This is a genomic window from Marinobacter sp. M1C (assembly GCF_023314135.1).
Taxonomy (GTDB): domain Bacteria; phylum Pseudomonadota; class Gammaproteobacteria; order Pseudomonadales; family Oleiphilaceae; genus Marinobacter.
In genome coordinates this window covers 2,099,225-2,120,079 of record NZ_CP092289.1, presented here as the reverse complement: position 1 = coordinate 2,120,079, position 20,855 = coordinate 2,099,225, and the positions used below count along the sequence as shown (strand labels likewise).

The 20,855-nt window shown below is 54.1% G+C and carries 19 protein-coding genes, 2 tRNA genes and 1 pseudogene; 5 read left to right on the top strand and 17 right to left on the bottom strand.

Annotated elements, in window-relative coordinates:
* Positions 1-2 precede the first annotated feature (2 nt).
* From MIH19_RS10095 to gspE, 12 genes are all read right to left on the bottom strand, one after another.
* On the bottom strand, positions 3-695 hold the full coding sequence (locus MIH19_RS10095) for a hypothetical protein (RefSeq protein WP_249008731.1): 693 nt from the start codon (positions 693-695) through the stop codon (positions 3-5).
* A 6-nt stretch (positions 696-701) separates the two neighbouring features.
* Positions 702-1,373, bottom strand: a complete 672-nt coding sequence (locus MIH19_RS10090) for a rhodanese-like domain-containing protein (protein WP_249008730.1) — start codon at positions 1,371-1,373, stop codon at positions 702-704.
* Between the two features lie 192 nt (positions 1,374-1,565).
* Positions 1,566-2,954 carry a glutathione-disulfide reductase gene (gorA, locus tag MIH19_RS10085; RefSeq protein WP_249008729.1) on the bottom strand — a complete coding sequence of 463 codons (1,389 nt, stop codon included), beginning with the start codon at positions 2,952-2,954 and terminating at the stop codon, positions 1,566-1,568.
* Positions 2,955-3,005: 51 nt separating this feature from the next.
* The gene (locus MIH19_RS10080; RefSeq protein ID WP_249008728.1) at positions 3,006-3,542 is read right to left on the bottom strand and encodes a type II secretion system protein GspM; all 537 of its coding nucleotides are present in this window, start codon (positions 3,540-3,542) and stop codon (positions 3,006-3,008) included.
* A 3-nt stretch (positions 3,543-3,545) separates the two neighbouring features.
* Positions 3,546-4,841: a type II secretion system protein GspL gene (gene gspL, locus MIH19_RS10075; protein ID WP_249008727.1), complete on the bottom strand. Its 1,296-nt coding sequence runs from the start codon at positions 4,839-4,841 to the stop codon at positions 3,546-3,548.
* Between the two features lie 2 nt (positions 4,842-4,843).
* Entirely contained in the window at positions 4,844-5,857 is a 1,014-nt protein-coding gene (gene gspK / locus MIH19_RS10070) for a type II secretion system minor pseudopilin GspK (protein ID WP_249008726.1), read from the bottom strand.
* Positions 5,854-6,564 (bottom strand): type II secretion system minor pseudopilin GspJ, encoded by a 711-nt coding sequence (gene gspJ, locus MIH19_RS10065; protein WP_249008725.1) that lies wholly within the window; start codon positions 6,562-6,564, stop codon positions 5,854-5,856. The genes gspK and gspJ overlap by 4 nt, the downstream gene beginning before the upstream one ends.
* Complete coding sequence (gene gspI, locus MIH19_RS10060; protein WP_249008724.1) at positions 6,561-6,935, bottom strand: type II secretion system minor pseudopilin GspI; 375 nt, start codon at positions 6,933-6,935, stop codon at positions 6,561-6,563. The genes gspJ and gspI overlap by 4 nt, the downstream gene beginning before the upstream one ends.
* A complete protein-coding gene (gene gspH / locus MIH19_RS10055; protein ID WP_249008723.1) occupies positions 6,932-7,462 on the bottom strand; it encodes a type II secretion system minor pseudopilin GspH in 531 nt (176 codons plus the stop codon). The genes gspI and gspH overlap by 4 nt, the downstream gene beginning before the upstream one ends.
* Positions 7,463-7,468: 6 nt before the next feature.
* Positions 7,469-7,921 (bottom strand): type II secretion system major pseudopilin GspG, encoded by a 453-nt coding sequence (gene gspG / locus MIH19_RS10050; protein ID WP_249008722.1) that lies wholly within the window; start codon positions 7,919-7,921, stop codon positions 7,469-7,471.
* Between the two features lie 61 nt (positions 7,922-7,982).
* On the bottom strand, positions 7,983-9,194 hold the full coding sequence (gene gspF, locus MIH19_RS10045; RefSeq protein WP_249008721.1) for a type II secretion system inner membrane protein GspF: 1,212 nt from the start codon (positions 9,192-9,194) through the stop codon (positions 7,983-7,985).
* Between the two features lie 3 nt (positions 9,195-9,197).
* Positions 9,198-10,712: a type II secretion system ATPase GspE gene (gene gspE, locus MIH19_RS10040; RefSeq protein ID WP_249008720.1), complete on the bottom strand. Its 1,515-nt coding sequence runs from the start codon at positions 10,710-10,712 to the stop codon at positions 9,198-9,200.
* A 162-nt stretch (positions 10,713-10,874) separates the two neighbouring features.
* Between gspE and MIH19_RS10035 the strand changes: the two genes are divergently transcribed.
* The 4 genes from MIH19_RS10035 (at position 10,875) to MIH19_RS10020 (ending at position 12,755) form a co-directional block, all read left to right on the top strand.
* Positions 10,875-11,534 (top strand): type II secretion system protein N, encoded by a 660-nt coding sequence (locus MIH19_RS10035; RefSeq protein WP_249008719.1) that lies wholly within the window; start codon positions 10,875-10,877, stop codon positions 11,532-11,534.
* Between the two features lie 5 nt (positions 11,535-11,539).
* Positions 11,540-12,250 carry a transglutaminase-like cysteine peptidase gene (locus MIH19_RS10030; RefSeq protein WP_249008718.1) on the top strand — a complete coding sequence of 237 codons (711 nt, stop codon included), beginning with the start codon at positions 11,540-11,542 and terminating at the stop codon, positions 12,248-12,250.
* 276 nt (positions 12,251-12,526) lie between these two features.
* Positions 12,527-12,602, top strand: a tRNA-Gly gene (locus MIH19_RS10025).
* Positions 12,603-12,681: 79 nt separating this feature from the next.
* Positions 12,682-12,755, top strand: a tRNA-Cys gene (locus MIH19_RS10020).
* A 497-nt stretch (positions 12,756-13,252) separates the two neighbouring features.
* On the opposite strand, the gene MIH19_RS10015 is transcribed toward MIH19_RS10020, so the two are convergent.
* Genes MIH19_RS10015 through MIH19_RS10000 form a run of 4 tightly spaced genes read right to left on the bottom strand, consistent with a single transcriptional unit; the run spans position 13,253 to position 18,537 of the window.
* Positions 13,253-15,520: a cation-translocating P-type ATPase gene (locus tag MIH19_RS10015; RefSeq protein ID WP_249008717.1), complete on the bottom strand. Its 2,268-nt coding sequence runs from the start codon at positions 15,518-15,520 to the stop codon at positions 13,253-13,255.
* Position 15,521: 1 nt separating this feature from the next.
* Positions 15,522-16,310, bottom strand: a complete 789-nt coding sequence (locus MIH19_RS10010; RefSeq protein WP_249008716.1) for a cytochrome c — start codon at positions 16,308-16,310, stop codon at positions 15,522-15,524.
* An 8-nt stretch (positions 16,311-16,318) separates the two neighbouring features.
* Positions 16,319-16,924: a cbb3-type cytochrome c oxidase subunit II gene (locus MIH19_RS10005; RefSeq protein ID WP_249008715.1), complete on the bottom strand. Its 606-nt coding sequence runs from the start codon at positions 16,922-16,924 to the stop codon at positions 16,319-16,321.
* Positions 16,921-18,537: a cbb3-type cytochrome c oxidase subunit I gene (locus MIH19_RS10000; RefSeq protein ID WP_249008714.1), complete on the bottom strand. Its 1,617-nt coding sequence runs from the start codon at positions 18,535-18,537 to the stop codon at positions 16,921-16,923. The genes MIH19_RS10005 and MIH19_RS10000 overlap by 4 nt, the downstream gene beginning before the upstream one ends.
* A 290-nt stretch (positions 18,538-18,827) precedes the next feature.
* On the opposite strand from MIH19_RS10000, the gene MIH19_RS09995 reads away from it, so the two are divergent.
* The gene (locus MIH19_RS09995; RefSeq protein ID WP_249008713.1) at positions 18,828-19,991 is read left to right on the top strand and encodes a cytochrome P450; all 1,164 of its coding nucleotides are present in this window, start codon (positions 18,828-18,830) and stop codon (positions 19,989-19,991) included.
* Positions 19,992-20,123: 132 nt separating this feature from the next.
* Here MIH19_RS09995 and amiF read toward each other — a convergent pair.
* Positions 20,124-20,594 (bottom strand): annotated as a pseudogene (gene amiF / locus MIH19_RS09990) (formamidase); the annotation flags it as partial.
* Positions 20,595-20,855 lie beyond the last annotated feature (261 nt).

Here is a 20,855-nt window from a genome sequence, read left to right as displayed (position 1 = left end):
ACCTACCCATCGGTGAAAACATTTGCATTCCGCTGCGCACGCTCGGCCAGCTTGCACCGCAGCCCGTAAACCGCGTTATTGGCGACCAAAAAAACAATACTGACAAGAATGAAATAATAGACGTACAGCATAATGCCGAGCCGTGTTTCCGTACCGATGTTGACGCCATGCAGGAAGATCAGGCCGAAGGCGACAAACCAAAGCCGATGGCCCCAGCGGGTGAAAACATTAAGATATTTTGAGCGCAAAATGCCCGCCACGAGACCCACAATAAGCAAAGCCAGCGCGATCACGCCGAGGGAGACGTAGAATTTATAAAAACCATGACTGAAGCTTGGTATGAGCACACCGAATGCGAAATGCCCGCTACGCAGGGAAACCGCGTAAAAAAAGAGAAAGACGTGAGCCAGGATCAGTGCCAGCAATGTACTGCCAATGAGTTTGTGAGCGCGGGGAGATAATCGGAAAAATCCGGCAATGTTCGGCGTGCTTTTTGTAAGAGCCGCTACGCACTGAAACCAGAAAAGACTCAGCGCCAGCAGTGCAAAGCCTTTAGAGATAACGTAAAGCCCTTGCCCCGGGGGGGTGTCTTCGAGGAAATAAAATAACGGGTTACCAGTGGTAAGTAGCCACAAACCCAAAGGCACCAGAAATATCATCGATGTTATAAGATATGAAATTTTTCTGCGATCCATCGCACATTACCTCTTCAAACAGTGTCCGGTTGCTGCACAGTCTGTAAGTTGTCGACTGGCCTCGTCCCGAGCCAATGCTCTCTGGCCAGCCACCGGTAAGCCCGAGCTCATCCAGCCCTTGAGGCCGTAAGGATTCATGATCACGGAGTTTTGAGCTCCAGCCCGGGCAAGCAATTTGGCCATTTCATAGCCTCTGAAGTCCTTGACGCAGTAACTGACCACATAATCCGCCGGACCGATCTGACTCAGCGTGGTTTCATTTAGATCGCGAATAGGAATATTCAGGGCGCCCGGTATATGCTGCTCATGGAATTCACTCGGCTCGCGCACATCGACGAAAACCACGCGCTTGCCTCGGTCAATGGCTGATAGAACCGCTTCGAGATCCACCTCACGAACGTCACTTGGTGTATGAGCATCCGCTTTCGAAGCGGTGGTGACGGCTCTGGAGGACTCGCAACGACTCAGCAGAGCATCAAGTGGAAACAACTCCCCCGAATCATGAGCATTCAGAGTCTGCTCAACGCTATCGAAGAACCGGAGATAACACTGCGCAGAGACGCTCGTCCGCCCGTTCACTTCCTGTAGACGTCGAAAGCCATGCTCGACCAAATCGGTTTGCACGGCGGTGTCGGTTTGCCAAAACGCCACCTCCATCTCATAGATAATGCGCTTCATGCGCTGAATAACCGGAGTGTCAAGATCGTAGTATTGGGCAACGCCCTGGAATGCTGAGATATCACTCGTGCGCTGAAAGCGCGGTTCGGGCCTTCGGGTCATCGAAAAGAATGGCGTGATGAAGTTTTGCAGTAAAAATAAAAAACGCCAGCTCCGTTCGCCAGAGCCAGCGTTTTGATTTCGCCTTGATTGTCAGTCAGGATCGACCAGCACCGGCTCACGCATGGTTACAAACTCTTCCGCTGACGTTGGGTGAATGCCCATCGTTGCGTCAAATTGCGCTTTGGTGGCCCCGGCCTTGATCGCAACAGCCAGGCCCTGGGTGATTTCACCGGAGTCTGGTCCCACCATGTGAGCGCCCAGCACTTTGTCTGTGCGTTTATCGACCACCAGTTTCATCATGCAGCGCTCATCTCGCCCACTTAAGATGTACTTCATGGGTCTGAATTCCGAGCGGTAAACTCGCAGGCTATGCCCGGCCAAGCGCGCTTCCTGTTCAGTCAAACCAACGGTGCCGATGTTCGGTTGGCAGAAAACCGCGGTAGGAATCGCCGCATAGTCCATTTCGCCTTCACCGTCGCCAAACAATCTGCGTGACAGCACCATCGCCTGGGCCAAAGCGACCGGGGTCAGCTGGGGGGTGCCAATCACGTCACCCAGCGCGGTGATTGAGGGCACTTCCGTCTGAAAATAGTCGTTTACCACCACATGGCCTGAGTTATTCATCGCCACGCCAAGCTCAGCCAGCCCAAGGCCGTCAACCAGTGCGCGGCGTCCGGTCGCTGCCATAACGAGCCCGGTTTTAAGTGTTTCTCCATTGCTCAATAGCACTGAATAATCGCCGTTTACGCCGGCTACCGATTCGATGGTGACGTTAAACTGCAAATCTACGCCCTTCTTCGCCATCTCTTGGGCTGTAAATGTGCGGATATCGTCATCAAAGCCACGAAGAAACAGATCGCCGCGGTACAGCAGTGTGGTTTTAACGCCAAGGCCAGCCAGAATACCGGCAAACTCCACGGCTATGTAACCACCGCCCCAAACGACTGCATGCTGTGGAAGTTCCGGCAAGAAAAACATTTCGTTGGACGTCAGCAGGTGCTCTTTGCCGGGAATGTCAGGCACCACGGGCCAACTCCCAGTGGCAACGGTAATGTGTTTGGCGCTGTAGCTTTTGTCGTCTACCACCACGGTATTTGGACCGCTCAAGCGGGCACTGCCATTAATAACGGTTACGCCAGCATTTTCTAACAGGCGTCCGTAAATGCCGTTCAGGCGCTCGATCTCGGTGTTTTTATTTGCGAGCAATGTGGGCCAGTTGAATTTTACGTCGGCAAGAGGCACCTGCCAGCCGTAGCCGGCGGCGTCTTCCAGTTCATCGTGAACGTGGGCACCATAAACAAACAGTTTTTTTGGCACGCAACCCACATTCACGCAGGTGCCACCCAGGTAACGCGATTCCACCACCGCTACCCGCGCACCGCGCTGGGCGGACATGCGGGCGAATCGAACGCCACCAGAGCCGGCGCCTATCACAATCAAGTCGTAATCTGCTGAGTTAGACACAAGGTCTCCCGTCATTAATTGATTTGAAGCTGTTTCATTCCGTTCAGTTTTACGCTGGCAGGGCGATTAGAGGCCAAGTGTCAAACGGGCTGTTACCTTGCCCCCTTCGGCGGTCTTTTCCAGCGCCGCCTGATCTATTAAAACACCATTTTCGACACTCAGGGTTTCCAGCCAGGCGGCCACATCGGAAAAGGGTACGTTATCCATCCATATACGAACAGAGCTATCACCACTAGGCTCAAAGCGCTGCAACACCAGCCCGGACTCCCGTGCCGAACGGGTGACCAGGGCCATCAACGCGCGGCTATCTGTTGGTTTTTCGATAGCGGTGTCTGCGTCAGCATCAATACGGCTCGCTCCCGCTAGCGTGCTTATACTGGCAGCGTTGCCGTTCATCCAGACGAGTAGCTGGGCGGCGTTATCACGAGATGCCTGCGCGCGATCGTGATAATGGGTAGCGGGCAGCCACAGTGCGAAGTACAAAAAACCCGCCAGTACGGCAACCACTAGCCATCGCAGGGCTTTCTGGTCGCGAGGGGGAAGTTGCAGATACTGCACCTGAAGTTTGCGAACACCGGCCTGGTTTTTCAATTTTTCCAGCATCGTTTAACCTCCTGAAACCGTTAAACGCCCGCGAATTTCACCGGCTTCGTTCACCACCGAGCCAATTTGCGCATCCAGCCCCTGTGCCGCGAGCCCGTTGCGCAATTGGCTCATCAGGTCGTAACTGTCTGCTCGTAAATCGACTATCAGCTCACCGCGGGCCTGGTTGTAATTCAGTGAGTTGAAGCGAATACCCTTGCTGCCAGAAACAGCCGCATACTGCTGGCCGGTAAATTTCATCAGGGTTATAAAATTCAGACTTGGGCCGCTGTCAGCGTTTCGTTTGAGCTGGCCTTCGACCACCCTGCGCACGTTGCCGGGGTGGGTGCGCCGGTCGTTTGGAAACGCCTGTTGGTACACATTCATGGCCTGTGCATTCAGATTGTCGGCCTGATGTTGATAGTACCAACCCAGCCCTGTGTCCAAAGACAGTTGAAGCACCAGCCAGGCCGCCGCTACCAGAATCAAAGGCCGCCAAGGCGCCAAGGCACTTTTTTTCGCCGGGCCAGCGGCAAAATTGCCCTGGCACAGATTAATGGCGCCTGCACTCTGGCGTTGGTGAGACAGCGCTAATAGTTCCACTGGCAAGCGCTCGGAATGTTCAGTAGTAATCTCTATTCCATCTTGAGCGACCCTGTCCTCCATAAGTAAAGACGGCTCATCGCCCGTCTGCCCCGCGAGATACAACGTCAAAGCCATAGCCTCACCGCTGCCGGGCACTGCCAGTGTTTGCAGGAACATGCTCAAATTAACGGTTTGCACACTTAACCACTCACCGGCCGGGCCCAGCAGCATAGTCACCTCGCCATCCATACAGGCGCTCCAACCGTCGGCCCTGGGCGGGAGCAGCGATGCGTCGGCGTATATGCCACTCAAGGTAAGATCGCGCCAACCGCTGAACACACTGAACCAGTGGGCCATGCGCTCACGATCAATCGCGGCCACAAGATAACCCTGGTTGCCGCGGTTACCAAGCGCCAGATGCAGGGTTTCTATATCCTGCGCTAGCTGTTCTTCAACTGCATAAGGCAGTGCTTGGGCAATAAACCGCTGTTGTTTTGCGGGTATACTGGCCAAACAAAATGCCGCCTCGTCACCGGGAATCAACCCAATCAGGAGGCTGCGTTCAATAGCGTTCTGCGCCAGCGTTTGCTCGATGTCCTCCTGACTATCGGCTTCGCCTCTGGCCTGGCAATGGCCGGCACTGTCCAGCAGCGCCCAACTGTAACGCCGTTCGCTTGGCTGCTGCTCTACAGTCGCAAAGCCTGAAACCGACCGCACGTATAGGCGATAAGACATGGTTATCCTTCCAAAATGGTAAACGGCGCTTTGGTAATTCGGTTTTTTTGCCCTGTGTCCCGGTGCAACGTAGACACCTTACCCTCCGGGTCGCGGTAAACAGTGCTAACCATGTGTACAACTCGCTTATCGTAGGTAATTCTTGCAACAACCTCAAAAAATTGGGTCTGCAACGTCAGGCCCTCTGGTCTCAAGCCTAGACCGGAAAATTGCGGCAACGCCAGAAAATCTTTGATGTTCTCGAAGCGTTGTTCTTTTCGCAGGTCAATTACCGCATTCACTTGGGCTGCACTCAAATCCGCATGCAGGGTTCGTAACACTTCCGCGCTGGCGGTGTTTACATTGATACCCAGGCCGCTGACCGGCAGCGCCGCTACGAAGGGCCGAAGCGTCTGATAAGCTTCTTCGGTCATGCCTTCCAGCAGGCGTAACTCGGTTACGCTGGCAAATTTCTGATTGCCCGCCCGGTAACCGGGCTGCGCCAGCAGATATTGACCGTCTTCGGCGCCAAAAGCACTGATGGTCTGGTCATTGGCATCCTCCCAATCAATGAACACATCGGCTTTCAGTCCGGTTATCTGAAGGTTCTGCAGTAATCGGTCCAAGCGTTTCCGGCTGACAGGGTCTGGCTCGTTATCCGCACCAATCAGATCGTTCAGATTTAGCCTGCCTCCCAAATCATCCAGCTGTATCTCGGCTACGCCACCGTCATCTAAAGGCAGTACAACGGAGTTGGCCGCCCAGAATTCGTCCAGACTGTCGATTGGCGTTCCGGCTTCTTTGTCTTCGTCGTGGTCTTTGATCAGTATCTGGCGGGCGAACGCTTCTGCACCCAAAGCCACACTCAGCCCTTGCTGCTGGGCCAAATAATGCCCTGCTTTGAACACTCGAAGGCTTTGTTGGCGTGTCATCCCGGTTGCCAGTATAACCACCAGTGCCATCGCTAGCAGCACCATGATTAATGCCACACCCTGCTGTGTCCCGCACTTCGAGGAAGCGTTACTGTGGCGCATCATTGGACACCTGTTAGAGCCGACTCTTCATCATTATCAGCAGCGCTGTCAGTGGAACCACCTTCAACGGGACGACTCAGGTCGGCTTGAGCCTTGCCTGCATCGAAATCTGTCAGTACGAAGAGGCGCTCCAGCGTGCCAAAACGGTCGTGCTCTATGGTCAACTCCAGACCCGCAGGCAGCGCGAGCGATTTAGCGCCGGTAGACGGATCCTGCACCGGCCAGTTGTCCTGCCACTGCAGGTCTTTGTCCAGAAAACGCAGTTTGAACGTTTTTAACCCGTCCAGCACCTGCGCTTGCCTACGATTGTCTTCCTGGCCTTGGTCCACCGCTGGCCAGTAACTACGCACCAGTGCATTGCCATCGTATTCCCATGCCACGCGCTGCAGTTCGCTGCGGCGCTGACCTAGAGGGTTACGCCAGCCCTGACGGGTAAATAGCAGGTTGAAAGGTTCGCTAAGACTGGTCATTGCGGGCTGAACGTCACCAAAAATATCCCTCGCCGGGCGATTGATAGCCTGGTTCACATCTCGTTCAAACAACAGCATGGTGCGCTGAAGCGCTGCGAACTCATCGGCAACTTCGTCTACCCGGTCACGGGCGTTGATCACGCCGTTTAAAACCTGCCAAACGCCCAGCCCAATCACTGCGGTAATGGTAACGGCTATCAGCATTTCCATTAACGTGAAGCCGCGCTGGCCGGCCATCATTTTTCACCCACAAAAGCCGCCAGACTGTGAACAGTATCAGGGTCCGAAGACTCGTTACGGTAACGGCCAACACTCACTTCAACGCGTCGTATGCTGGCGTCTGCGGTGGCTGTTACACGAGTGATCACCTGCCAGCGATAAGGCCCGAACTCTCTGTCGTCGGCGACTTCACTGGTAGTTGGTAAACGGGTTTCCAGCCGTATTTCGTTGATTCGATTTTCCGCCAACCACGCCGCTAGAGTTTTGTCGCGAACACGCTCGTAACTGGCGATATACTGGCTGCCCACTTCCGCCGCCGCGGTTGCAATCAAACCAAAAATTAGAAGGGCCACAAGCACTTCAATCAAAGTGAAGCCCCGTGACCGCCTCATAGACCCTCCGGCTCAGCGCCGGGCTTTTGCCAATGTATGAGTGCAATACCGTCAGAATACAAACGATGGGGGGGAGATGCCTGGCCCTTCACCATCAGCTCGATGTCGAAAGCGGTGCTTTCCCCGCTAGAAAAAAATACAATACTCGGCTGTAACTCTTTGTTGTCATTCGTTAAGCGTGGAGCTTCAGACGCCACGGTTGCATCCAATGACAACCAAGGTGGCAGGTCGTGGGCCTGAAACAGCCGTTCCGGACTGATTTCCCAAGCCTGGTTTTCATCATCGAACACCACAAACTGATAGGTGTCAGTATCTATCACCAAACCCGCTTCCAGATTGTTCAACACGGCTTGCTCGGACACCACCTGCATTAATAAGTACAGACTCTGAACCTCGACTTCCAGCTCACGCTGCTGGGAACTGCCGCCCATAGTGAACACCGCCAGGGCCGCCATTAGGCCAATGATAACCAACACCACCAATATTTCTATCAGAGTGAAGCCGTTCTGGACAGAGTTACGTGGCACGGTGTATCAGCCTTTGGTGTTCCATATACTGAGATCCGCAGCGTCGCCTTCACCGCCTTCTTGGCCGTCTGAACCCAACGAGTAAAGGTCATAATCGCCTTCCGTGCCCGGGCTAACATATTGGTAAGGCGTGCCCCAAGGGTCTTCTGGAACGTTTTTCAGGTAGCCGTCGGCGTTCCAGTTTTTCGGCTCCGGACTGCCCGCGGGCTTTGTAACCAAGGCTTCAAGCCCTTGCTGGGTTGACGGGTAACGGCTGTTATCAAGGCGATACAAATCCAGGGCATTACCAATATTGCTAAGCTGGGTCTGCGCTACTGTGACCTTGGCTTGGTCACTACGGCCCATGATGTTGGGCGCCACAATGGCGACCAATAAACCAAGAATGACCATCACCACCATAATTTCAATAAGGGTGAAGCCTCGGTTGTGGCGAATATCGGTAGAGTTCGAACGCTTCATAATAATATTCGTGTCCTTGGTTATGGGTCTGTTTGGATTGCGCTTCAAGAGCATTGATAATTTAGCCCACTAGGTTACTCATATTCAGAATCGGCAGCATAATGGCCATCACGATAATTAGCACCACTCCACCCATCAGCAACAGCATCAATGGCTCAAACAGGCCGACAATGGCGGCCATTTTTGCCTGCAGGGTGTTTTCCTGCATTCTAGCCGTGCGTTCCAGCATGCTGTCTAGCTCGCCACTGGTTTCACCGCTGGCAATCATATGAAGCATCATCGGCGGAAAATAGCCGCTCTGGTCCAGGGCCCGGTGCAGTGCCCCGCCCTCACTGACTTTGCGCGCAGCGTCTTTCAGTTGCTGGCGCAAATAGTCGTTGCCGAGCACTTCGCCAGCGATGCGCATGGCGTCTACCAGCGGCACACCACTGGTGGTCAGTATACTCAGGGTACTTGCATAGCGGGCCGTGTTAACGCCCCGCACCATGCCTGCCAGTAGCGGCAGGTGCAGAAGACGCTTGTGCACGCGCAAGCGAAACGCCGGTTTGCCCATAGCAAAGCGAAACGCCACCAGCCCAGCGCCCAGAGCCATTAGCAGATAGATACCGTAGCTCAGCAAAAAATCCGACATGGCGAGCATGACCCGCGTCAGCAATGGCAACTGCTGCCCTTGGCGCACAAACACAGCAATGATGTCTGGCACTACATAGGTGAGCAAAAACACCACAATGGAGATGGCGACTACGCTCAGAATAATCGGGTAAATAGCTGCCAACTGAATTTTCTGACGGGCTTCCTGGCGACTTTCGGTGTAGTCCGCGAGCCGGTTCAGTACCAGGTCAAGGTGGCCGGCGTGTTCGCCAGCAGCCACGGTTGAGCAGAACAGCCGCGGAAAAGCCCGCGGGAACTCTCCCAGGCTATCGGCGAAGCTATAACCCTCCATCACCTTGGCGCGAATGGCGATTAACATACTGCGAATACGTGGATTATCCGACTGTTTTGAGGTGACACTCAGGGTCTGTTCTATGGGAATTCCGGACTGGATCAAAGTCGCCATTTGCCGCGTAACCAAGGCCAGATCTGCTGCACTTAGGGAGCCTCGGCCACTCAATGAGGGGCCTCGCCCCGGTTTTTCCACAGCAGGCTCTACCGCCAGTGGCGTCAACCCTTTTTCTCGCAGCTGCTGCCGTACCGCCCGTGGTGCATCGGCTTCAAGTACGCCTTGCGTCTGTTTTCCGCGAGCGTCCAGCGCCTTGTATTCAAAAGCCGGCATGATTTATTGGTTCCGGTGGGTAACGCGCAGCACTTCTTCCACGCTGGTGATGCCCGCCAAAATCTTGGCTACACCGTCTGCGTGGATGCTCGGGCTGTGCAAGCGGGCTTCCTTTTCCAAATCCCGCTCACCAGCGCGCTGGTGGATTAGCGCACTGATGCGCTCAGTAATTCCTACGGTTTCGTAAATACCGACACGACCTCGATAGCCTAAATCGTTACACTGCGCGCAACCTTTGGCCCGGAATATAGTCGGCGGATTGTCTGAATCCTGCTGTAAAAAATCGCATTGCTCGGGTGTCGGTTTATAGGCTTCACGGCACTCGGAGCAAAGCACTCTCACCAAGCGCTGGGCCACAATGCCCACAATACTTGATGAAATTAGAAAAGGTTCGATGCCCATGTCCATCATTCGCGTAATCGCACCCACCGCAGAGTTGGTGTGCAAAGTGGAGAACACCAGGTGGCCAGTCAAACTCGCCTGAACCGCAATTTCCGCCGTTTCAAGGTCCCGCACTTCACCGATCATCACCACGTCAGGATCTTGCCGCAGAATTGCGCGCAGGCCACGGGCAAAGGTCATGTCCACTTTAGTATTGACTTGGGTCTGGCCAATACCGGGCAGGTTGTACTCGATGGGATCTTCCACCGTTAGAATATTGCGGCTGCGGTCATTTATTTCCTGCAACGCCGCGTACAACGTTGTGGATTTACCGGAGCCGGTTGGGCCTGTTACCAGCAAAATGCCGTAGGGGCGATAGATTAGCTTGCGCAGTTTTTTCAGGTCGTCGCCGCCCATACCCAGAGATTCCAGGCGTATAGCGCCAGCTTGCTTGTCGAGCAATCGCAGCACCACCCTTTCACCGGCCGCCGAGGGCATGGTCGACACGCGGATATCCACTTCCCTACCCGCAACCCGCAGCGCAATGCGGCCATCCTGGGGAACACGCTTTTCGGCAATGTCGAGTTTGGCCATAACCTTGATGCGCGACACCAATAAAGGCGCTAATGCACGCTTGGGCTGCACAATTTCGCGCAGCACGCCGTCTACACGGAAGCGCACTATCAAATGTTTTTCATAGGTTTCAATGTGAATATCTGAGGCGCCCGTTTTTACTGCTTCGGTCAGTATTGCGTTGATCAGGCGTATAATGGGCGCATCGCCTTCCTGCTCCAGCAGATCTTCGGTCTCTGGCACCGAATCCGCTAACGACGCCAAATCCATATCGTCACCAATACCTTCGACCATTTGCATGGCAGCGGTAGAGTCTTTTTGGTAAGCGTCGTTCAGGGCTTGATCGAACTGGTCCGCCTCAACGGTGGCAAAACGGGCGCGCCCTCCGCACAGACGGTTGGCTTCGGCCAGCGCCATGTGGGAAGAGCCGGGGCGCACCAGAATAATCGTTTCGCCGTTACCTGCACGGGTCACAATCACGCCGTTGCGTTTCGCAAACGAAAACGGCAGCCTGCTGGAAGCGCTATTATTGTTGTGCGGCAGTTGTTGGATTTCTGAACTCACGACGTTTCTCGCTGCTGGTCGGCGTGCCGATAAAACAAGGCTAAAGTCTACCATAGCGGGCAAGCCGGCTGAATCACCCGATGTTCTATACTGCCATTAATCGGTGGCTCTCTGGTAACCTGTTGGTGTTATCTGCCAAACCTGTCTTAGCCGGAACAACACATGCGCCTGGATTCGAAACATCTTATAACGGCGGCCTCCCTTGCGCTGGCAGTATTATTGCTAGCATCTACGGCCTGGCAAGCTTGGGGCGTGTGGCAACAGGAGTTGGTCGGGGGCGGCGTTATCGCAGCCGTCAGCACGGGCTCAGCCCCGACGCAAAAGCAAATTCCACAGATTTCGTTGTCCAATCTTCAGCTGTTTGGCAATGCACAGTCCGATGATACGAGCGTTCAACAAAGCACAGAGAATCTGCCCGAAACCAATCTACAACTGATCCTACGGGGCGTTTTGGCTGCCGACGGCGACTTTTCTGGCAGTGCGCTGATTGAAGACGATCGCAATAACACCGACGCCTACCTAGTGGGCGACACCCTGCCTGGCAACGCAACATTACGCTCGGTCCACCCTGCACGGATCATCATTGAGCGCTCAGGTAAGCTGGAAAATTTGTATTTTCCAGAAATTGACAACCGCAGTGGTTTCAGCGCCGTTGCCGATGAAACGCAAATCCTAGAGTCCGCTTACACTCCACCGGCACTTACGCAGCCCACACTTTCACAATCTACAAGCGCTCCCACTACACCTACGGACGAAAAACGACGAGCCGAAATACGCGAAAGGCTTGAGCAGTTACGCCGCAGTTTGCGCAATGGAGGTTGATAAGATTGATTCTAGCGCCCCAAAACCGCGCTTCGTTACCCGCAGCCACAATATTGGCGCTGCGCCGGCTTCTTGATGGCCGCTCTTGGTTGTGTGCAATTTTACTGACGGCCACACTGGGCTCGGTTGGGAACGCGTTAGAGCTCACCGATAAATTGATGAGCTATGTGCGCACCGAGTTTGGTGAAGAAGCCTACCAGCGCCTGCAGAATTATCAGCGCCTGCAACTGCTGGCCAGTAGAGCCCCGATAGACCGAAAGTTACGCCTGGTAAATTCGTTTTTCAACCAGGCGCGCTTTGTCAGCGACATTGAACACTGGGGCGAAGAAGATTATTGGGCCACGCCGGTGGAACTTCTGACCACCAACGCCGGTGACTGCGAGGATTTTTCCATTGCCAAATACCAGACTCTGCTTTCAATGGGTGTGCCCGACGAGCAGCTACGAATTGTGTATGTCAAAGCTCTGGAGCTAAATCAAGCGCACATGGTTCTGGCCTGGTATCCACGCCCGGATGCCGACCCACTGATTCTGGACAACCTGATAAACGACATTAAACTTGCCTCACAACGATCGGATCTTGAGCCCGTTTACAGCTTCAACGGTAGCGGCCTTTGGTCCAACAAAGCAGGCCAAAACAAACGTATAGGCGAGGCCGACAAACTGTCTCGTTGGCGCGATTTGAACCAGCGGATGCAACAGTCCGCACAACCCTGAAACTCGATAACAACGAACCCACCAGATGCGGCTAGTCACGGTGCTTTGCCAACAGCTGTAGAGCGAGGTATATCTGAAAATCTATCCGCAACTGCAAAGCCTATAAAAAACCATTCGCCGGATTAGCGGTTACCCACGCTAGTATTTTCTAAGGCTAACTAGAAAATCCTTGTCCCCTACAGCATCTACCGATATTTTTTCATCAGGTTGTTGACGCTCGAGGAAAGATCCGTATAATTCGCTTCCGTTGTCGGGCAACAACTTACGACAACATTTGCGGGAATAGCTCAGTTGGTAGAGCGCAACCTTGCCAAGGTTGAGGTCGCGAGTTCGAATCTCGTTTCCCGCTCCAATTTTTCTGGATAAATCAGAGAAAATGCTTCAAAAGTCTCTCACCCCACTTGAGAGCACAAAGCCAAGAGGCTTTATCAGGCGCGGTGGCAGAGTGGTCATGCAGCGGACTGCAACTCCGTTAACGCCGGTTCGATTCCGACCCGCGCCTCCATTTTTTCGTTATTTTTCATCTCGCCAGACAGATCAAATTAACTGTCGAGTGCCCTGACAATATACTGAAAAAATAATCCGCCTTGTTCAGTGCCTAAATTTCATTTCTCACTAACCTATGCACCCGTCCCGATTAGCCTTTTCACGAAGACATTTAATTATAAACCTAGCGCGTTTTGGAAATCTGAGAGATGTCTTGGAATCGCTGGATGTCAGCAGCCCTACCGTGTTTAGTTGACGTAACCGGCATATTGGGAAAGACTCGTCTGAACATGAGCTTACGCTTGTACAGAAAACTCCTTCCAGTTATCTTCTAGCAGCAAACCACCAGTGAGGCGCAACTCATACACGACCACATCACGGGCTCGACGCTCTGCGTCATCAATGACGCGGCCCATCTTCCAAACATTGAAAAGACTGTAGAATTCAACCGAGTGTTGAAGCATTTTCTCTCGCGACTCGATGCGAACGCTTTAAAAGCCAAGAGTCAGTGCCGGCCTATCTCAGCGCTGAACATCCGGGCGTTAAAGGGCTATTCGGATCATCACCAGACACCGCCTTCTGCATACGCAAGCTGTTAGCCAAAACACATACGCTGCTGAGTGACATGGCAATGGCCGCAATGACGGGCTGAACCCAGCCGATAACGGCTAGTGGGATCACTACAGCGTTGTAACCTACTGCCCAGAACAGGTTCTGGTGCATAAGCTTTCGAGCTCGTCGCGCGAACTGCAGAGTGGCAGGCACTTTGGCGATGCTCTCGGTCAGGTAAACGGCCGCTGCTGCACCGGTGGCAGACGCGGCATTACCGACGGCAATGCCAAGCCTGGCGCCCGCCAGAGCGAGGCCATCGTTGAGGCCGTCACCTACGAATACCACATTAGTTTGCTTCTCGAGAGTCTCGATAAAACGGTGCTTCTGCTCGGGGGAATAGCCGGAAAGAACATGGGCGGGCGAAATTCCAAGGCGTTCGGCCAAATCAAGGCATGCGTTGCGCGTATCGCCGCTGAGCAGGTAAAGGGTATAGCCCTCGCGATTCAGCTGGCGGATAGTCGCCTCAGACTCCGGCCTGAGTGTCTCCTGAAAACCGATTTTACCCGCGTAAAGGCCGTTGCAAGCTAAGTGAACGCTCATTCCGGTATCCTCGGTTATGGGTACCTCGACACCGTGTTTGCGGAGCCAGCTCGCTTGTCCGGCCAGAGCGGTATCCCCGCCATTGACCCAGAGCGTGCCTGCGCCTGCAAAACTCTCTCGTGTGCCTTCGGCGGCTCTTGCAAACGAAGATCCCGCATCCGCCAACAACCCCCGGGCGACAGGGTGCGTCGACTCCCGGAGAATGTCCCGTGCTAGCTGCCGCAGTGTGCCTTCGGTCCATTGGCCCGCCGGCGTGATGTTGTCCACGCTGGGCTCGCCCGTAGTCAGGGTGCCTGTCTTGTCGAAGACAATAGCGCCAACCCCTGCGGCAGCCTCCAGTGCAGCGGGATCGCGCAATATAATGCCGCGGCTTACCATGTTCGCCTGGCCCATGGTGATTACCAGCGGAATGGCGAGGCTAAGGGCACAAGGGCAACTAATAATCATAACGGCCAGGCCACGGGCTGCAGCTTCCGGTGCAGAAACGCCTTGAAAAAGAGCCAAACCCACGGCCAACGCGGCCGCTATTACAATAACCGGCAGCAGGATTCGGGCAATACGGTCAGTCAGCCGCTGCAGGGTTGTTTTACGGCTGAGCAGAGCACTAATCGATCGCGACAAGCGGTCGATGCGGCGCTGGCCAATAATGGCAGTTACTGTCAGTTCGAGTTCCCCCTCAACCAACTGGCATCCCGCAAGCAGCTCGCCCCCCGGCCCGATCGGTTGTGGCAGGTGCTCGCCTGTCAACATGGACAGGTCGGCTTGACCATGCCCGTGAATAACATCGCCATCCAATGCAAGCTGCTCGCCGGCCTGGAGAATAATGTGTTCGCCGACCTCGACGTCCTTGGCATGGCGAATTTCGCAGCTGTCGTCAGAGTTTCTCAGGGTGACCTGCTCGGGCACGTCCTGAAGGTAACGGCGAATAATCTCCGAGGCGCGCCGGCGCACGCTGGTATCCAGCAGTCTTGCGATCAGCTGGAAAGTGATCAGCATAACGGCCGCATCGAAGTACACATGGTGGCTGCCGGAAAAAAGCTGCCAGGTGGAGATGATACAGGCCGAAAAAACCGCCAGAAAAATCAAACTGTCGAGACCCGGTGCGCCAGCAATCAGCGTGCGCCAGCCTACGCGATAGAAGTGGGATCCGGAGTAAAGTACAACGGGCACCGCGAACAGACCGCTGGCCAGAGCAAGCGGCCACAAAACCTCCGGCTCTGCCGCTCCGAACGGTGCCAGATAAATCAACAAAGCTGGCATCATGCTCCACATGCCAAAGACAACCGCCACCGCCAGTCGCCTTTGCAGGTGCTTGCGCACGGACTCTGCCTGGAATTTGCTTCGCTCGGGGTCAACCGAACCGTGCAATCGATAGCCCAAACGGGCGACGGCTTGCTGAAGGTTGGCAAGCGGAGGCTTTTCCTTGACCCAGCAAATCATGGCGACGTCGGCTGCAAAATTAACCGCCGCATCACTAACGCCCGGTTGCTTTTTTAACAGGGCTTCGACGGCGATAGCACAACTGCCGCAGCGCATCCCTTCAATCATCAGGATTTCCTGGTGCTCGGGTTTTTGGTGCTCTTGGTCCCGGTGCAGAGGTTCCTGTGCTGTGTTTGCGTTATTGGCGGGCATCTCAGAGTTTCCCGAAAACCTTCGTTAGCTCTTCTGCTGACCATTCCTTACGGTCACCGAAACGATCTCTATGTTCGGTGACCGCGCCCGGGCTGATCGCGCTCGCGTTATTGCCCCATTGGCTGCGCGCATAACTCAATACAGCCGCCAATTCCGCATCGGAAAGTTGGCCGCCAAACTTGGGCATAACACCCTGAAACTGATTGCCTGCAACTTCAATTTTCCCCTGCAGACCATCGTGGACGATAGCGACAGGGACGGCCGCGTCGGCCAAAATCCACTCGCTTCCAGCCAAGGGTGGAAAGGCGCCCGGTATACCCAGTCCAGTTGCCTGATGACAGGCGCTGCACTGGGCGCTGAAAATAGCAGCGCCGTTCGGTTTTGCGCTTGCGACGCTGCTGTTAGAGACCGAACCTTCTGAGTTAGCAGTGTTTGAAATTGCTTGATCCGACGTACCTGACGAACCCGCATTCGAAGTATCTGATTTATCCGTGTTCGGCGCAGTCGGGTTTACCCGGACTTCAGCGCTGCCAGCGTTTGCAACATCATTAGATTCAATAACGCTATCAGCGCTTGAACCATCTGCCGGCCTCACTTCTTGATGGTCAGCTATAACGGGTGTGCGGCTGTCACCACCCATCAATGGCTTGCCAATCTGCCAGGCGTAGTAGCCAACGCCCCAGACAATCAGAATGGCAATCCAGACGAATACAATTTTTGGAGCGGCGCGAGTGCCCTCTTCCGGTTCGGCTGCTTCCCGGTTTTGGGCGCGATGATCATGCTGGTTCATAGCGCTCGTTACTCCCTGGAGTTATCGATTTTCGGCAACGTAGGTGCCGGATAAGTATGGTCAAGGGCAAGCAGATACTCGGCGAGTGCCAGCGCATCGTCGGTAGCAACAATCTGTCCGGACTCAGGGCCAAAAGACGCCTGTAGGTAAACGACTTTGTCACCCGCCTCAGCCTCGTCTACATGACGAAACAAGAAGGGATACGCCGGCATTATGCTGTCTTTATAGACCGCCCTCGGGTTGTAAAGGTGCAGCAGTTGCCAGTCTATGCTGGGCAGCCGTGCGCCGACATTGAACAGATCAGGTCCGGTGCGCATGGTGCCAAGCAGGTGGGGCTGATCGTAAGCGTAGTCCCCGGGTACGGAAGGGCGCCCCCAGCCCCGATCTCTGTCTCCGGGAGCAAAACCCGGATCCCGCGGTTGCTGGCTATGGCAGTAAATACAGCCGTTCGCAATGTACAACTGCCGACCGCGCTGCTGCGTTTCGGTATAAGGCTTGAGATCAGGCGGAATCTGTTCTGCCGACATTTGCAGATACGGCATAACCACCAGCGTAAGCATGGCCAACAATAAAATAAGGGCCGCACCGACCATAATTGCAAGAGCACCTTTCATTGCGTGATCTCCTTAATAGCAGGACGAAAGAGAGTTGGTTGCTGATTGCCAATTCCACGACGCGTCAGCATCGCAACGAAATGGAACGCAAACACCAGGTGCCCAAGCGTCATCAGAGCGCCACCTACCGTGCGGGCCTGAAGTGCCGGCATTGTCATTCGAACAATGTCCATGAACGGCATTGCCGCATCGAGCAAAGCCACACCCTGCTTCCAGCCGGCAATGGTCAGCGACACCACATAAATTACGATGCCAACGCTCACCAGCCAGAAATGCAGACTGATCAGCCTGCGCCATGGCCACTCCCAGTTGGTCAGGCGGGGCATGATGAAATAAATCGCACCAAACAGAATGAAGCTCAGAAAGGCATACATACCCAGGTGCGCGTGGGCAATGGTGTAGTGGGTAAAGTGAGTGATTACGTTAACGCTGCGCAGTGCTTCCATAGATCCCTGAAGCGACGCCACCGTGTACATGAGAGCGCCAATCCACACAAATCGAAGTGTCGGCGAATCTTTAAGACGCCCAAAGTTGCCCATCATCGTCCCGTGGTGGTTGATGGCGACGGTAATAACCGGTATCGACATCATCACGCTGTGGACGATTGACAGAGTCACCAGCCAGGTCGGTATGGGGCCGCCAATTATGTGGTGAATACCCACCTGGCTGTAGAACAACGCCAAAGACCAGAAACCAATCAAAGATAACTGATAAGAGATAATCGGCTTGCCGAGAATTTTTGGAATCATGTAATAGGCTATGCCGATGCCGATGGGCGTTACCCAAAGCCCGAGAACGTTATGGGCGAACCACCAGTTGACCGTGGCGCCGGATGCGCCGGGAAAAGTAAAAGGCAAGTTGGCGATCAGAAACAGAATCGGAAACCACACCAGCGCCGCCATCAGATACCAGCTGCTCACGTACAGGTGTTCGACCTGGCGGTTGGCAGCGGTTAACAGCAAGGGTATAGCGCACAGAGCACCCCCAACCACAAATAGAATGTCGATCTGCCATGGAAACTCCAGCCACTCCTTGCCATCGGAAAGGCCGATGATGATGGCCGTCAAGCCAAGAATCAGACCAATGTTCCAGATAACAGCACCAAAAACGGCGTACTTTCCACCTGCCAACGACGTTTTGAACAACCTGGGAATCAGGAATAACGCTACCCCAATGCCGGCCATAGACGCCCAACCGTATGTAACTGCGTTTAGGTGCGCAGGGCGTATCCGGCCGAAGGTTAAAAACTCACTGGCCGCCAGAAATTCGGGGAGATGCATTTTGATGGACGACACCAGGCCGAAAAACGAGCCTAACACCAACCAGAAAATGGACGAACTCAGCCACGTCAGCACGGCCGTTCGGGAAGATTGATCGGCAATCCAGCGTGCTTTGATCGCGGCGGCCTGAGCTGTGTTTTCGCCGGTGAACAACGGGTCGGCGGGGCGCGCAGGGTCCTCACTGTGGCCTTCCTCGCCCGGCGAGAAAATGCTACGTGCGGCCTCCTGGCCATGGCTGAACTGATTGTTGGCGATAGACCAGATCAGCAACAGCAAACCAACCGTTGAGAGCACGAAGGTAATGATCAGCAGAATGGCAATGGTAGGCGTCATAAACCGTCCTATTTGATTTATGTTAGATAAATTTTAGTGGATAAATACAGACACGTGTACAAATAATTGCAGCCTCAAAAGTGGCGTATTAACACGTTCTAGAGAGGCAACAAACACTCATCGCACGATAACGCCACCGAGGTGGTTGAGCTATGGCACTACTTGTTCCAGATCAAGCCTGGACCGCTGGAGAGGCAGTATGAAACTTTGAGCGCTAATTGATTTATCTTTAAGAAGACAATTTGGCCATCTGTTAGTCTGAAAAAACGATTTTCTTTCGAGGATTTGCAATGGTCAACAAGCCCCGCGAACCAGACTGGAACCCCCGTGCAGGTGGGGTTTTAAAAGACCAGATACGCGCCTACGACACCATGCGTACTCAGTGCCCGGTCGCGTGGAGTGACTATCAGCACTGGACATTATTCAGGCATAGCGATGTTATGCGGGCGCTGGAAGATCACCAAACGTTTAGCAGTGCGTCGTCCAGCCATCTTTCTGTGCCGAATGGCATGGACCCGCCCGAGCACACCCATTATCGCCAGGTGATCGAACCCTATTTTTCAGAACAGGCGATGAGCGAGTTTGAGCCCATCTGTCGGAACATAGCTCGTAATCTTGTAAACAGCCTGCCTAGTGGTGAAGCGTTTGATATTGTCGAACGGTTCAGCAGAGCCTTTGCGTTACAAATACAGTGCGCTTTTATGGGATGGCCCGACTCCCTCCATGAACCACTTCGTGAGTGGGTCTTGAAGAACCATCAGGCCACGCTCGCCCGAGACCGCAAGGCCATGGCTGATGTTGCCCAAGAATTTGACGGCTATATTCATGACCTACTGAAAACCCGGCGGCAAGCCGGAGCGAACGCCCCAAGGGACGTCACCACGTTACTGATGGAAGAAACCGTTAACGGTCGGCCCTTAACCGATGAAGAGCTCACCAGCTTGATGCGAAACTGGACGGTTGGTGAACTCGGCACCATCAGCTCAAGCGTATCGATTCTGCTGAATTATTTGGCTGAACATCCTGACTTAAAAGAAAGCCTGACCAACGATATCAACAAGGTACAGGATGCGATCGATGAAATACTGCGTATCGACGCACCTTTAATATCCAATCGCCGGATAACAACACGGGGAATAAAAATGGGTACCAGAAAGATTCTCTCCGGCGAAAAAGTCACCGTTCTGTGGGCATCCGCCAATCGTGACGAAGGCGTATTTGGCGATCCGGATGTTTTTTGTCCCGAGAAAAACCGCGACCAAAATCTGCTCTATGGTGCAGGCATTCATGTTTGCCCTGGCGCGCCTCTGGCCAGGATGGAACTCAAAATTCTGATGGAGGAATTTCTTCGCGGTATCGATACCCTGGAATTCGCACTCCATGAGACGCCTGAACGTGCAGCTTTCCCGACCGGCGGGTTCAGTTATTTACCGGTAAGTATTGGGAAGCGATAAGGGGCAGGACCCCTGCCCGTTTCTCAAAGGCTATGTTGGCGATGTATCAAGCAGAAGTACCTCAGTACGGCACTCTGTTTGAACTCGTGGAATGCACTATCGCTACTTTGCCTGGTTTAAATCCGTCGAATATCAATCTTCAGGCTGGTAGCTTCGCTCTGGCGCCGGAAACCCGAAGTCACGGCCGTCTGTCACCACAACATTCTTGTCCCAGGGCAAAACATATCGTTGATTGACCAAATCGTGCATGAAAGTATAGGGACAGTCAGTTGCCCCACCCTTCACCGCCACGTACCCGCGGTGCCCAAGCTGGTAAATATTGTTTTCTACCCCCCAGTGAATTCGGGCCTCGTCCACCAGGTCGGGACGGACTTCGGCGGTGATGATCTCATCAGCCAACCCGTTGCCCTCCACCATGGGAACGCCATCAAAGTTCACTATCATGCCTTCGCCCATAGAATTGAAGGTACCATCGGTGCCCGCCAGACAGACGTTGGCGGTGACCATTAGGTTGCAAAAAACATTGGCCTGATTGGTAATTTTCCAAGAGTGACGGATAGGTGCGGTGTAGCCGGCGGTGCGAAGCATGATATTGGCACCCTTTCAACCTTATTCCGGCACTCTCGGTACTGGACAACCTCTTGCTGGCGTATCCGAAGGCACCCTTTTGGACTTTCCGCCGTCTGTTTGAAACCTCGACTGCAAGCTCCGGCGAGATTCTCAGCTACCTAAGCGAACTGGCACCCGGCCTCGACCCGGAAGCCCTCGTTAGTGATCTGTCAGTGGGCCAGCGTCACTATAAAATAATTCCTCCCATCACCGCGCACAGAAACCTTCGGCAATTACACAACTCACGGAAAAAGA

What these genes read in the sequence shown, in the direction of transcription:
- MIH19_RS10095 (WP_249008731.1), bottom strand. Translation starts at nt 695, where the DNA reads ATGGATCGCAGAAAAATTTCATATCTTATAACATCGATGATATTTCTG.
- MIH19_RS10090 (WP_249008730.1), bottom strand. Translation starts at nt 1,373, where the DNA reads ATGAAGCGCATTATCTATGAGATGGAGGTGGCGTTTTGGCAAACCGAC.
- gorA (WP_249008729.1), bottom strand. Translation starts at nt 2,954, where the DNA reads ATGACGGGAGACCTTGTGTCTAACTCAGCAGATTACGACTTGATTGTG.
- MIH19_RS10080 (WP_249008728.1), bottom strand. Translation starts at nt 3,542, where the DNA reads ATGCTGGAAAAATTGAAAAACCAGGCCGGTGTTCGCAAACTTCAGGTG.
- gspL (WP_249008727.1), bottom strand. Translation starts at nt 4,841, where the DNA reads ATGTCTTATCGCCTATACGTGCGGTCGGTTTCAGGCTTTGCGACTGTA.
- gspK (WP_249008726.1), bottom strand. Translation starts at nt 5,857, where the DNA reads ATGATGCGCCACAGTAACGCTTCCTCGAAGTGCGGGACACAGCAGGGT.
- gspJ (WP_249008725.1), bottom strand. Translation starts at nt 6,564, where the DNA reads ATGATGGCCGGCCAGCGCGGCTTCACGTTAATGGAAATGCTGATAGCC.
- gspI (WP_249008724.1), bottom strand. Translation starts at nt 6,935, where the DNA reads ATGAGGCGGTCACGGGGCTTCACTTTGATTGAAGTGCTTGTGGCCCTT.
- gspG (WP_249008722.1), bottom strand. Translation starts at nt 7,921, where the DNA reads ATGAAGCGTTCGAACTCTACCGATATTCGCCACAACCGAGGCTTCACC.
- gspF (WP_249008721.1), bottom strand. Translation starts at nt 9,194, where the DNA reads ATGCCGGCTTTTGAATACAAGGCGCTGGACGCTCGCGGAAAACAGACG.
- MIH19_RS10035 (WP_249008719.1), top strand. Translation starts at nt 10,875, where the DNA reads ATGCGCCTGGATTCGAAACATCTTATAACGGCGGCCTCCCTTGCGCTG.
- MIH19_RS10015 (WP_249008717.1), bottom strand. Translation starts at nt 15,520, where the DNA reads ATGCCCGCCAATAACGCAAACACAGCACAGGAACCTCTGCACCGGGAC.
- MIH19_RS10010 (WP_249008716.1), bottom strand. Translation starts at nt 16,310, where the DNA reads ATGAACCAGCATGATCATCGCGCCCAAAACCGGGAAGCAGCCGAACCG.
- MIH19_RS10005 (WP_249008715.1), bottom strand. Translation starts at nt 16,924, where the DNA reads ATGAAAGGTGCTCTTGCAATTATGGTCGGTGCGGCCCTTATTTTATTG.
- MIH19_RS10000 (WP_249008714.1), bottom strand. Translation starts at nt 18,537, where the DNA reads ATGACGCCTACCATTGCCATTCTGCTGATCATTACCTTCGTGCTCTCA.
- MIH19_RS09995 (WP_249008713.1), top strand. Translation starts at nt 18,828, where the DNA reads ATGGTCAACAAGCCCCGCGAACCAGACTGGAACCCCCGTGCAGGTGGG.